The sequence below is a fragment of the Robertmurraya siralis genome (genome assembly GCF_005502275.1).
In the GTDB taxonomy this organism is placed as follows: Bacteria; Bacillota; Bacilli; order Bacillales; family Cytobacillaceae; genus Robertmurraya; species Robertmurraya siralis.
Genome location: NZ_SWLZ01000005.1, coordinates 132,430 through 146,111, shown reverse-complemented (window position 1 = coordinate 146,111; position 13,682 = coordinate 132,430). Strand labels below are relative to the sequence as shown.

At 41.0% G+C, this 13,682-nt stretch carries 8 protein-coding genes; 4 read left to right on the top strand and 4 right to left on the bottom strand.

Annotated features, from left to right (window positions below; all coding sequences use genetic code 11):
- Positions 1-9: 9 nt before the first annotated feature.
- Positions 10-1,284, bottom strand: coding sequence for a nucleotide sugar dehydrogenase (locus tag FCJ93_RS09185; RefSeq protein ID WP_137743498.1), 1,275 nt, complete (start codon positions 1,282-1,284; stop codon positions 10-12).
- Between the two features lie 184 nt (positions 1,285-1,468).
- On the opposite strand from FCJ93_RS09185, the gene csaB reads away from it, so the two are divergent.
- From csaB to FCJ93_RS09165, 4 genes are all read left to right on the top strand, one after another.
- On the top strand, positions 1,469-2,578 hold the full coding sequence (gene csaB / locus FCJ93_RS09180; protein ID WP_137743497.1) for a polysaccharide pyruvyl transferase CsaB: 1,110 nt from the start codon (positions 1,469-1,471) through the stop codon (positions 2,576-2,578).
- A 62-nt stretch (positions 2,579-2,640) separates the two neighbouring features.
- Positions 2,641-3,813, top strand: a complete 1,173-nt coding sequence (locus tag FCJ93_RS09175) for a glycosyltransferase family 4 protein (RefSeq protein WP_137743496.1) — start codon at positions 2,641-2,643, stop codon at positions 3,811-3,813.
- 293 nt (positions 3,814-4,106) lie between these two features.
- Positions 4,107-5,627, top strand: a complete 1,521-nt coding sequence (gene murJ / locus FCJ93_RS09170; RefSeq protein ID WP_137743495.1) for a murein biosynthesis integral membrane protein MurJ — start codon at positions 4,107-4,109, stop codon at positions 5,625-5,627.
- Between the two features lie 13 nt (positions 5,628-5,640).
- Positions 5,641-7,239 carry a hypothetical protein gene (locus tag FCJ93_RS09165; protein ID WP_137743494.1) on the top strand — a complete coding sequence of 533 codons (1,599 nt, stop codon included), beginning with the start codon at positions 5,641-5,643 and terminating at the stop codon, positions 7,237-7,239.
- Between the two features lie 423 nt (positions 7,240-7,662).
- Here FCJ93_RS09165 and FCJ93_RS09160 read toward each other — a convergent pair whose 3' ends face one another.
- The 3 genes from FCJ93_RS09160 to FCJ93_RS09150 form a co-directional block, all read right to left on the bottom strand.
- Positions 7,663-9,648 (bottom strand): S-layer homology domain-containing protein, encoded by a 1,986-nt coding sequence (locus tag FCJ93_RS09160; RefSeq protein WP_137743493.1) that lies wholly within the window; start codon positions 9,646-9,648, stop codon positions 7,663-7,665.
- Between the two features lie 166 nt (positions 9,649-9,814).
- Positions 9,815-10,807 (bottom strand): C40 family peptidase, encoded by a 993-nt coding sequence (locus tag FCJ93_RS09155; RefSeq protein WP_137743492.1) that lies wholly within the window; start codon positions 10,805-10,807, stop codon positions 9,815-9,817.
- Between the two features lie 1,336 nt (positions 10,808-12,143).
- The gene (locus FCJ93_RS09150) at positions 12,144-13,226 is read right to left on the bottom strand and encodes an S-layer homology domain-containing protein (protein ID WP_137743491.1); all 1,083 of its coding nucleotides are present in this window, start codon (positions 13,224-13,226) and stop codon (positions 12,144-12,146) included.
- Positions 13,227-13,682 lie beyond the last annotated feature (456 nt).

Sequence of the window (13,682 nt, the reverse complement as noted above, 5' to 3'; positions counted from 1 at the left end):
GAATACTTCCTATTCCTGTATTGTTCTAAGTTCTCTTAAGTTTCCTAGCTTAAGCACTTGAACCTTTTCAGACTGTAAATGCAAACAGTTTTTCGTATCAAATACAACCGCTGTTTTCATCGCAGCAAAGCTGTCCTCGGTCAGCACTTTAAACTCTTGGTGATCAGCAAGGATTAAAACGAGATGCGCTCCCGTTACCGCTTCTTCAAATGAATGTAAATCAAAGCCCACTTGCTCCTGCTTGACATGGGGATCCCATACGTTAATATGAAAACGCGGGTTGCCCATGAGCATTTCGACAATTTCAAGCGCCGGGCTTTCTCGTACATCATCAATATTTCCCTTATACGTTAACCCAAATACCGCAATTTTTGGCTCCTTTAATTCAACCGTCAGCTTCTCCACATTTTCGACGACAAAGTGCGGCATTGAATTATTAATATCCCTTGATAATTTAATGAGCGGAGATTCCTCACGGGCCTTCTCAACAATGAAATAAGGATCAACGGCAAGGCAATGTCCACCAACGCCAGGACCTGGCTGGTGAATATTGACGCGCGGGTGCTTATTAGCCAATTCAATGACTTTATGGGCATTGACGCCAAGTCGACTTGAAATTTTCACCAATTCATTGGCCAATGCAATGTTCACATCTCTGAAGGTGTTCTCCATTAATTTCGACATTTCCGCTGTCACCGCTTCGGTCTCAATCACATCACCTGTCACGATCGTACGATAAACATCCGCTGCCCGCTTCGCTGCTTCAGGCGTTGTTCCCCCAACAATCCTCGTGTTTTCAATAAGCTCAATTAAAATACGTCCTGGAAGTACCCGCTCTGGACAATGAGCTAAATAAATATCATCCATTGTATTGAATCCTGCTTCCTGAAGAATTGGCGCAACGATATCATCCATCGTTCTCGGCGGAATCGTTGATTCGACGATGACGACATTGCCCTTCTCCAAAAATGGGACAATTGCCTTTGTCGCATCGATCACGTAATCGACATTAGCCGAGAGATCTTCGTGAATCGGCGTTGGCACAGCAATAATGAAGACATCTGCTTTCTCCGGTGTTACAGATGCTCTTAATTTGCCTTTTTCGACAACTTCCTTCACCAATTCAGGCAGACCAACTTCTTCTATATGAATTTCACCTTGATTCAACATATTCACTACTCGCTCGCTAATATCAACACCAACAATGTCATAACCAGCGCGAGCAAAGACCGCCGATGTTGGTAATCCAATATATCCTAAACCAACAACACAGATTTTCTTCATCCTTTAGGACCTCTTTTCAGTCAAGTTTCTCTATTCATTAATTTGGTTTTAATCCTAACATAGTATAACAAATTCCGCCAAACCTTGCACCAATTACATTGAATGTCACGTATTCTGATGATAAAATAAAGGTTGGCTTTCTATTGAACTAAATTTATTTTTATCCGTAAGGAGGATTCCTTTTTTGAAAGTTGTTATTTCAGGTTTTTACGGTCTTGGGAACACTGGAGATGAGGCGATTCTTGAGGCAATCGTCGATAATCTTAAGGAAGAATTACCCGATCCAGAGATCACGGTTTTTTCATTGTCCCCAAATAAAACTGCCGAAACTCATCAAGTAAAAAGTGTCTATCGTGGTTGGCGTCATGATTTTAAAGGAAAAGTTAAAGCGTTAAAGGAAGCTGATCTGCTGATTAGCGGTGGCGGCGGCCTTCTTCAAGATACATACCCGACAAAATTTCTGTTCGGGCCATTGCCGTATTATTTATTAATTGTATTCTTAGCGAAACTATGTGGAACAAAGGTCATGTTTTTTTCCCAAGGGATTGGTCCCGTTAATAGTTTATGGGGAAAAATTTTAATGAAGATTTTTGCCAATATGGCTGATTTCGTTACCGTGCGTGATCAGTTCTCGAAAGACTTGCTTCATAAGCTTGGCGTCAATCGCCCGGAATCAAAAGTCACGGCAGATATCGTCTTCGCCTTTAAAAAGAAGGAGGATGACGCCTGCATGAAGAGCCTTCCTTTACGGGGGGATGAAAAAATCTTGGCCGTTTCCGTTCGTCCATGGTTTCAGCACACGGCTCATTATGAGGAAATTGGCAGGGCATTAGACGAGTTAATTGAACAAGACGGCGTTACTCCTGTCTTCGTTCCGATGGAAGGGCATCATGACGTACGCGCATCGAACCATGTGTTAGAGCAAATGAAGTATAAAGAGCATTGTCATGTGTTAGGACCCGATTTTTCACCAAATCAATATTTAAATTTTATTGCCGAGTGTGAGATCACAATTGGATTAAGGCTCCATTCCCTGATCTTTTCTGCTTTAGTAGCTGTTCCCCATATCGGCATTAGCTACGATAAAAAGGTAGAAAGCTTGCTGAAACGTTCAGGAATGTGGGAATATTCCTTCCAACTAGAGGAGCTTGACGGGCAAAAGCTAGTGGATAATGCTCGCACTGTCTTCAGCAAGCGAGCTGTGCTCAGCTCCCGCATCGAAGAACAGGCAGCTAAAATGCGTCAAGACGCAATGGAAAATATCGATTTATTGAAGGAACACTTTTTAAAATAGGGCAGGTTTTTGTGTAGCGAAGGAGGCCGTTTCACACGAACAATACCTGAGGAGAAGATAAAATGAAAATTTTAATTACAACCGTTTTTGATTACCCCCATGCTGGCGGCTTATCTACCCATGTCACCACGTTAAAAGCCGGGCTTGAAGCAAGAGGACATGAAGTGGATATCGTTTCATTCAGCGACGCACCAAGCTGGAAAAGAAAATGGTATGCGCGAGGACCTAGCTTCGTTCTCAATAAATTTAAAAAAGGCAAAGGAATTATTTGGAGCCGTAAAGCGAGACAGAAAATGCTTGAGGAGCTGATTGCAGAGCGAAAGGGTCAAGGCTACGATATTATCAATGCTCAGGACGTCTTTGCTACCTTCGCTTCGATTGAATCAGGGATTCCGACCGTTTCAACGGTGCACGGATATATGGCTTTTGAAGCAGTAAGTGCCGGCTCTGTGAGCGAAAACAGCGATGAGGCGAAATTCCTACAAGAGATGGAGAAAAAAGCCTTTAAAAGCACTAGAAAAGTCATTACTGTCGATCAAAGAATTAAGGACTATGTGTATAACCAGGCAGGCGTCGAAGGAAATGCGATTCGAAATTTCATTGATATCCATGATTTCAAGCCAGCAGTTGAGAGAAAAAGTGAACTTCGCCGCCAATACGGCTTTAAGGAGGACGAGCAAATTTTCTTCGTACCACGCCGTTTAACGAAGAAAAACGGGGTGATTTATCCGGCTCTAGCCTTGCCGAAGGTATTGGAGCAATTTCCCAATGCGAAGCTTGTCTATGCAGGAATGGGCGAAGCATACGAAGAGTTGAAAAACCTGATTGCGGAAAAAGGACTAACGGAGAACGCGCAATTATTAGGGGCGATTCCCCACAGCAAGGTCAAGGATTATTTTGCCCTTTCTGACGTCGTTCTTGTGCCAAGCATTCACTCGGCAGGGGTAGAAGAAGCGACATCGATCTCCGCCCTTGAGGCAATGGGTTCCGGTGTTCCCCTTATCGCCTGCGCAGTCGGCGGCTTAAAAGAAATCGTCGAGCATGAAAAAGACGGTCTCCTCGTGGAGGAACGCAATGTGGAACAATTAAGCGAGGCGATGATCGCTCTGCTTGAAAACCCGACTAAAGGAGCAAGCCTAGCGGAACAAGCACGAAAAAAGATCGAGGAACAATATTCCCATTTAGCCGCAGCGGAGAAGTACGAACAAATTTATCTATCGGCTTTAGAAAAGTAATGAGTGCTTTGGACGTTTCGCCGATATAATTGTTTTTTCGCCGATATATCTTATGTTTCGCCGATAAATCTTATGTTTCGCCGATATATTTTCATAAACGCCGATAAATTCCGTTTTTCGCCGATATATCGAAAATATCGCCGATAACATTCAATTACATGTTTTTTCAAAGGCAGATGAGACGGGGCTAATGCTTATTGGTTGAGGGTGTCCCCTAAAATTTGGGGGACACCCTCGTTTTGAGTGATTAAATACAAAATTTCCCTCGGAAACTGAGTAGGAAGTGAAGGAATTTGCCATCATTAAAAAAATCAGCCCTGCTGATTACTTTATTAGCGATTGTTCTGAAACTGTCCGGATTTCTCCGGGAGAGTATTATCGCCCGCCAGTTCGGGGCGACCGAATATACGGATGCTTACATCCTTGCTTTTTCATTTATCACCCTTGTAATCGCGATGATTAGCGGAGGGTTTAACAACGTCTTTCTTCCATTATATGTACAGAATCGAAAGGAAAAACCAGTAGAAACGGAACAGAACGCAAACGGCGTCATGAATTTAACATTTTTAATCTTCTTAGTCGTGACCGTTGGCGGCTATTTCTTAGTTCCGTATTTTGTTCCTTTTATTTATGGGGACATGAGCCCAACGACTGAAGAGGTGGCCATTAGCATCACGAAATTCTTTTTCCTCTTCATGAGTGCCATTGCCTTAAACGGCATTCTCGATTCCTATTTACAAGGAAGAAGAGTGTTCGTGCCATCGCAAATTTCCAAATTGCTGGCGACTTTGATGGGTGCCGTATTCGCCCTCTTGTTCTCAGAAAGATGGGGCATTAATAGTTTAGCGTACGGTTTTATTTTCGGAACGATACTCGGTTCCGTGATTCAGTTTTACTATTTACATAGAAGTGGATACAAGTGGAATCCAACGCTCAAAGTGGAGAAGGAATTTGGGAAAGCCTTTCTTGTCCTTCTCGTCCCTTCTCTCCTGAATTCTGTCGTTGGACAAATCAATATGTTTGTCAATAAAACATTTGCTTCCGGGACAATCAATGGTGCGGTAACCTATTTAAATAACGCGTCACTGCTCGTCAGTATTCCGCACACGATTTATGGAACGACGATCGCGGTGATCATCTTCACGCTGCTGTCAGAGCAGGTTGACAATCTGAAAAAGTTCCAATCCACTGTTTTCATGGGAATGCAAATCTCTTTGGTCACGTTAATGCCCGTTGCTGTAGGATTATTTCTCGTCGGGGAACAGGCGATTTCCTTTATTTATGAAAGAGGAAAATTCTCTGCTGAGGATACCCATGCGACCTACATTGCACTCGTCTTTTACTTGCCGATGATTGTCACACAAGGGCTGCAATACATTATCTCTAAGTCGATGTACGCAAGAGGAAAAACAGCGATTATTTTCCGAGTAAGCGTAACGACCATTGCCTTGAACGTCCTTTTAAACTGGCTTTTCGTGAAGCCTTTTGGCTATCCTGGGCTGGCATTATCGAGCGCCTTCGTTTCTCTCTATTATTTAACCGTGACGACGTTCATTGTTTATAAGGATTTCGATCGCTCTGAGGCAGTAAAGCTGTTCAACCTAATCATTCGTGTGCTCATTCCAACATTGATCATGGCCGTGCCGTTATACATGCTCCAAAAGATTACGCCAATCGGAGAGCTCTACTCACTTGTTCAGCTCTTAATCCTGATTCCACTTGGTGTTGTCTTATATGTAGCTGGTGTATACATCTTTTACCGAGAAGGCTTCACCCGTTTGCTCGGAATTGTCAAAAAGAAGGCTAGAAATTAAGGTGGTTGTTTTTATGAAAAGGTTCTTTTTATGTTCTTTGTTTCTCGTTTTAGCTGGCTGCCAATCCTCTCCAAAGGAACCTGTTGAGGTTCCACTTCTGGAGGAGGCTTCAATGAGAATTACTTCTGAGGATTATTCATTCGTTGAGGTAAAAAAAGAGAACTCTAGCCTCTTAAACGTATACGATGACATCCGTTACGAGTTTGACGTGAAAAAGGGGAGGAAGGAAGCCGGTTCATTACATGTAAAAGTAAGAACGATCGATAACGGCGATCAACTTGTCTTCCTGCAATTAGAAGGAGAGCTGGAGAAGAAGGAAGTTCCCATCCAAATTCATGTTCCTTTTCACCATATGAACGATTATGAGTTTACAACTTGGGATGCATTTGAATTTGAACGAACCCATGATGGCAATACAGGGATGGATCGAACGACGCAGCCAATCGGCTTGTTTGAACTGTCAGGGGAAGGAGAAGGTGCGCTTCAGCTTGTGTTAAGCAAGCAATACACCTCTATCCCCCTTCAAAAAGAATACGATAATGGGTTGAAAAGTGATGTGCGAGAGCTTCATGATGAATTTGCCGAATATGATCTTAAAACGGAGGATGAGCAACTGACGCTATCTTTCCCTCTAACTGCCAGTAAGGGAGAATTAGCAGAAGGATGGTTCATGCTTGCGAATGAAGAACTGTTTGCCGAGCCGAAACACCATGAAAGCTGGATTCACTACCAAATCGAACAGTATAAAGAGGCAAACGGCTGGCTGACGATTGGCGGGCCGCTCAAAAAACTGCCATGGTCGATTGAGCCCTACACACAGGAAGGATATGGGCGAAATCTTGGCGTGATGGTCGATCGTGAAGCGATTGACCGCTATTTCACAGAAAAAGAAAGATATTTCTATAATTTGTCGGTAAACTCTGTAGCTGATTTATACGAATACCGGAAAGAAAAGGATACTTCCATATGGGAAACAGAGTACACCAGTACCTGGCTCCAAAAAGCCTATGGATTAAATGCGCCATACATCGATACGCGTCATAACGAGTTTATCGCGCTCTATTTACATAAAATGGGCGAAGAGCTGCAAATCCAAGAGTTAACAGATGCCCAGCTCCATTATGGCGACTACTTAATTGAACAGATCGCGATCGAAAATGTTATTCATGCAGGAGACGGCCTCTTTATTTCCGACTATTTTTCCCCTTATGATCCGAGTCAAAAAACTCACGCCTCCTTGAACCATATTTTAGGAGGAGCCAATTTATTGTTAGAATGCTACGAACAAACAAAGGATGAAAAATATTTGCAGGCTGCGAAGGAAATCCGCACAGCGATTGAATATATCGGTGAAGATTGGATCAGGGAAACGGGAGATCTCTGGTATCAAGTCAATCCCGATTTAACTTTTGCCGGCAATGATTATGAACAGTTAACCTTAGTCGATTTACTTAATCATCAAGCAAAATGGGAAAGCATCGGCGAAACAAGAAGCGCGCTTATCGACGTATTAATAAAGTCCAAGCTTGAATACTTAAAATCGGAAAATATCCAACTTTTGGACAAGGTCACGATTCAATTGGAAGCGCAAGGCTTAGAAGAACTGCTGTAGAAATTTACGACATTGTTATGAGCAAGACTCGTATAAAAATTTGAAAAGGAAGTGGAGAAACACAGTGTGACGTTTCTCCACTTCCTTTTTTGAGTTTCACTTTTTCGGGAATACGTTTCTTACGCAATCTTGCGACAAACTGACGCAATCCTGGCCATAATCGGCGCAATTTTCATAAATACAGGCGCAATTCCACACTAAACACACGCAATCTGGAATTGAGCGCGCAATTGAGCGACAAACAGGCGCAATCCAAAACCAAATCAGTGCAATTTTTATGGAAACTCGCGCAATCATCGTGAGAATCTGCGCATTTCCCAATCGAGCGCGCAATCCAAGCAGCGAACTTCCTTCCTTGCAAAAAAAATAGCACAGACCATGCTTTTTGGTCTGTGCTACGAATATTCGGATGTTGTTATCAGATTAGTTGACAGGTAGTTTGTCAACTAGATCGGATCTGATATAGCCATTTACCGTTGTTTTATCATCTGTTAGAACTTTATACCAAACCCAACCATCACTTGCTTTTTCTTCACCAGTTATGATCACTGGTTTGTTCTTTGTATTATAGCGATAAATTAAGTTGGCGTTGCCAAGGCTTGAATTTGCAGAAGAGCGTACGGCTGTGTTATCTGTATTAACCATACCGATTGTCTTGTACTTTCCGTAATCCTTGCTTCCCATTTCTTTATCGATACGATACATATGGCTCGCTACTTTCGCACCCCAATAGGCATCTGATGCGTATTTAACATTGAAGCCAATCATTTTGTTTCCTGGTACTGCGCCATTTGCAGCCCAAGCATTAGGAGGAATATAATTCTTCCCTAAATAATCATTGATTAACGCATCAACACTTGCTTCTACAGAAGGATACGGCTTTGCTGTATTCGTGCTGTCATAAGCGCCGATTCCAAACACGTTATTGTATTTAAACGATTTTTCACTCATGCCGTAGTCACCTTCGTGGAAGGCCATTGCTAAAATAAGCAGCGCATTGACACGATGTGTTTGCTCAACTTGCTTCAAATAAGTGCCAAGACCGATTATTTTACTGCGCTTTGAAGCATCTTTATACTTGCTCAATCCCGTTTTCTCTAAATCTAATAATCTCTTATTGATATATTGATTCAATTCTGCCGCTGTGTACGAAGTTTGCACTCTAGCAGGCAAATATTGAAAATATGAATAGGATTGACCTACATAGGATGTAGACAAGCCCGTTGAATTTGTATAGAATTTATTTCCATCCCAGCTATAGTATCTAGTTCCTTGCTTTAAAATGCTTGGTGCTTTGCCAATAACGATCGAACCATTCATATTGGACGTTTTAGAGTAAACATTCAATACCAGTTCGTTACTGGCGTTGACGCTATAATAATTTTGTTGCTCTACCATTGAGAATGGCACAAGTTCTATGTCCGCTTGCCTAGCAAATAATGTTTGCCCACCAATATACACTTCGACAGCATTTTCATCAGATGAAATATATTTCATCTCTTCCCCACGTTGTACGTACGTAACAGAACCACCACTGAAGCTAGATGTTCTGTATAATTCCGTCACATTTGAGGAAGTACTAACAGAAGGGTTCCCATATGCTAACCCTGAAGCCATTTTAATGATTTTTCCTTTATATGTGATCACTTGCGTACTGCTTTTGTTCCATTGAGCCAGCGCTTCATTGTATGTTTTGAATTCTTTTGCTGGTTCTAATTTCCGATCACTTCCAATGTTTGCAATCGCAAAAGGAGTTTCACCTGGGATTGGAGTTGGAACTTCCACTTCCTCAATCGCATGAATCATGCGAATAATAAACGCTGCCGCTTCAGCGCGTGTCGCTTTATTTTTGGGCGCGAAACGATATGTTTTCCCATCCGCATTCGGGAAACCTACTGTAATGTTTAACGAAACACTGTTTGCAATCGCCGTTCTAGAAATGGACGACGTAATCTCATTAAAATCAGTTAAAATTGTCGGTATTTGATACTCAACATTTACATTTTGAAAAGCTAGTGCATTATTGATCATAATGACCATTTGTTCTCTTGTAATCTCTTGATCCGGACCAAACTTTCCTCCGCCAAGTCCTTGGACAATTCCTGCGGCTGCCGCAGAATTAATTCCAGGAGCCAAATTGGAGTTACGTCCTACATCTGAAAATACATGGTCTGCCTCCGGAAGGTGCAATGCCCTTGTAATAAAGGTGGCAAACTCAGCACGAGTAACTCTGTTGCCTGGCTTATACACACCGTCACCATAGCCATAAAGAATTTCCTTATTAATCGCTTCTCTCAATTCTTTTTCTAAACTAATTCCCGTTATATCATCCGCATATGTCGTTACCGCTGGAAATACAGCTAATAGTAGTAGGAACGAAAGTATTACTTTTACTGCTTTATTTCTCAATGATCTTTCTCCTCTCTATTGCACTCGTTTTTTTACACTTGTTACCTTTTCTCATTCTAACAGAGAACGCATCGATTTTTAATAGTAGATTTGTAGTTTATTGCTGAAAATATTCAATTTTTGGTAGTAAATAGCAAAAAACCCGGGACAATGTCCTGGGTTTCGCTTATTTTCCTACTGTATTCATAGAATTGTAAATAGAGACAGAAAATATCGCTCTACTTGCAAATTCCCCCGTATTATATCGATTTCCAGCAAATAGAGTTGTCGAGTCAATAGACCTTAATGTTTCAATTGCCTCATATGCCCAATAGTCCGGTTTTACATCGATATAGGAATGGCTACCAATTGTTAAGTTTTGTTTGCTTAACTCAAATGCCCCGTGTACAATAAGGGCCATTTCTGCCTTTGTCATATAAGCATCCGGTCTAAAAGTGCCATCTTTAAAACCATTAATGATTCCCGCTTCTTTAATTGCGGCAATATCCTTGGCAAATCTTGACGTTGTCGGAACATCAACAAAAGCATTTAAATTCTTCGGTTCTTTTTTTAAAACCCGATTGATAATGGCTGCAGCTTGTCCACGTGTGACAGGGCTTTCAGCTCTAAATGTGTTATCTTCAAAACCGTAGATAATCCCTTGTTGGCTAAGCATCATAATAGCGTTATACGCTGGATGCCCGTTGGCAAGGTCCGTAAATCCACCGTCCTCCAAAATACGCTTTGCTCCAACATATTTCGGTTCCCAATACGTATTGCTTAAAGAGTCAATTTTAATTCCTTTGCTTGATGTGGCACTAATAAACTCATTATTGCCAACATAAATTCCTACATGCGTAATACCCGGCTTGTTCATTGTTTTTTCAAAGAAAACTAAATCACCTAGCTGCAGATTCGCCTTATCGACACTCTTCCCAATCGTATACTGGGAAGCAGCGATGCGAGGAATAGTGACTCCTACCAAATTATAGACGAAATAGGTAAAGCCTGAACAGTCAAATCCGCTTGGGGTAGCACCTGCATCAAGATACGGAACGCCAATATAATTTTTGGCAATCCTCACTACATCCTCAGGCTTCGAGGCAGCCTCCACTGAAGAAAATGGCAATAGGATGAAAACTAAACTCAAAGTTAGTAATTTTTTTGCTATTTGTTTCATTTGTCACCCCGTCATTTCATGATTTCTTTGTCTAATCATAGCGAACTATGTATTTACTAAAAGTATTTTATCAGAAAACAGCAGAGCCTTACTTTACGATTTGATTACATTGGTGATTTATCGATCAATTTTGTAAAAGTATGCCATTTTTTTAGTCGATAGTCCCTATCTCAACGCCTATTTAGCACAGAACAAACAAAAAATCGTCTGTACTACTTAAACGAAGGTGCATTCCGGAAAAATCGTGATTAATTCCGGAATTTTTCTGCTTAATTCCGGAAAAAGCAGATATATTTCCGGAAAAATTGCATTAATTCCGGAATTTCACCCTACAATTCCGGAAACATAAGAAAACCGCCCGGACCTTTTTTGTTTAGTTTGTATTCTATTCCATGTACTCCATTATCGTACTCAGGATACATTTGTCCACCACATTCTCGCATGAAAACATAGGGGTCGTTGGATCTCCATCATCTAGTAGATCAAAGTCCCTGACACATTTAACGGAAAATCCTCCTTTCCATGATGCACCAAACAAAGCTGACTTTCTGTTTGCTTAATAGGCATTTCGATGGGGTTGGAGATGACAGCTTTTTATCTTTTCCATCTGTCTTGACCTTATAGTTAAACGTCACGTTTTGATCAGCATATGCTTCGATCCGATTCACCATTGCGGATCGACGAATACTAAATGAAGATCTTTTCTCGTTATCGGTCTTTAAAAAAATATTTCGGTCTTTATTTCATTTTATCGGTCTAAATCGAAATATTTCGGTCTTTATACAAATATATCGGTCAAAACAGGTCATATATCGGTCTAGGCTTGATGCATGGTATCCCCAAAATTTTATACTTTCTTATCTTTCAAATAAGCATCCGATAGGTGATGCGGATGCCTTTGTCTATATTTTGGAAAAATCTGGACCGACTTCTTTTTTGTCAAAGCAAAGTTTCACACGTCTTTCAGTTGTGCCGGATGGATTCCATGAAGCATTGGGATAATGAACCAAAGAGCAGCGCCGACATCTAACAAAGCTTTTCTTTAAATCCTGTCATGAAAGCAAATTTTACTAAAAAGCAGTTGAAGTTAATTGAACCCGCCGGTGTCTTTATTATCTCCCATCATATAGTTCGAATCTTCACCAGACTTCACGTTCGGATTAGTTGGGATATGAGGGTTATGATTATTCTTTTTCCGTTTTATATCTATAAAAATAGAGAGTGCTAAGATGGAAATAACAAGGATAAAAATAATAACCATGAAATCACATCACCACCTTATATTTCCATTTTATCATAGGTCAAGTGAGAAGCGTCTCCTGATTTAAATAGGAATTTAGGAAATGATCATTTTCGGGTTTTTATCTTTATTTAACCACTTTATTAACGTAATGAGATCCTCCTCATTTAAGGCGATACAGCCAAGAGTATATTTCGTTGTGCTATTTTTCATATGCAGGAAAATAGCGCTTCCCTTGCCTGCAATAATTGGGTCCTCATTATAGCGAATGACTACGCCATATTTATAAAGAGGATGGTTCATTCGTTCAAATGAGCTCCATCTTTGACTCGGATTGCCACTGTACGTAACCCACTTATTGTAGTCCTTAGACTTCACATCATCGACCCAATAATCGTTGCTCGTCACCTTTTTGAATGGATATTGCAAATTAGGCAGGGCTTCACCCCAGCCAAATGCTGTTCCGAGCGAATAAGCTCCAATTGGTGTTTTGCCATCGCCTTCTTTTGTTTTGCCAGTACCATTTTTTCCAATCAGCGCTTCATACGTTTGGACATTCTTCCAATTTGCACCGTCCAGCTCCTGAAGCTGCACTTGCGCTTTGTTTAAAGAAGTACTTTTCACTAAAATTCTTTGCTTCACTGTAGGCACCATTACATCCACCTTTCGAAACTGCGTATCTAGCACTCTCGCAAGCAATGCTGAAAATTGAGCCCGAGTCACCGGCTCTTCTGACCGATAAGAACCATCCGGATAGCCAAAAGCAATTTGATTCGAAGTGAGATTATTGATTGCCTTCACATATGGACTCGTTTGCTCCAAATCATAAAATGGGAAAACTGCGCCAGTATTAAAATCGAAAGCTCCGTCTAAAAGAACAGCAACTTCTCCTCTCGTCAGCGCCTTCTTTCCATCTCCTCCCATCACCGGTGAAGGTACTTTTTTCTTTACTACCCTTTCAACCATGAGCATCCCTTGGGTAACCGTAATTGAATCATTCACTCCAAACCTGCCAGTCGTATACCCTTGAACAATTCCTTTACTGGATAAAAAACTAATTTCCTTATATGCCCAATGGGTTGATCCAACATCCTTAAAAGAGGCTGCAGATGTACTCGAACCAAGAGGAACTATAAAAAGACCAAGTAAAAACAGAGCTGTTATGTATATTTTTCTCATCCATTTTCCTCCTCTTACTGGCAAGTTTAACAGAAAGCCGATTTACATTACACTGTACAAATTCCTAATAAGAGGTGACGCTATCGACGCATTTTTCGCTTTTATCTCGAAAATTCCGACAATAAAATGCCTCATTAAGCATATGTGATTTTGAATAACGAATGGATGAATAAGCGCTACGTTAATTAGCACCAGCATTTGCAAATTCATTTTCTGAAACTACTTCAAGTTGCTGCTCGACAAATTCTTTATATAATGGATGCTTATGATAAAGTTCATGATGAATATCATCTGATTTATCGTAGCATTTGTTCCTATTTCAAAAAATTAGCATTACATAGGGAAAAGAATGACCATGCCAATCTATATTAAAGTGATACCCCTGGATTGATCTTCAGGGGTTCCTATTCACATTAATTATTGAATGACCTTCTTTTCGGTATCTTATCAGGATCA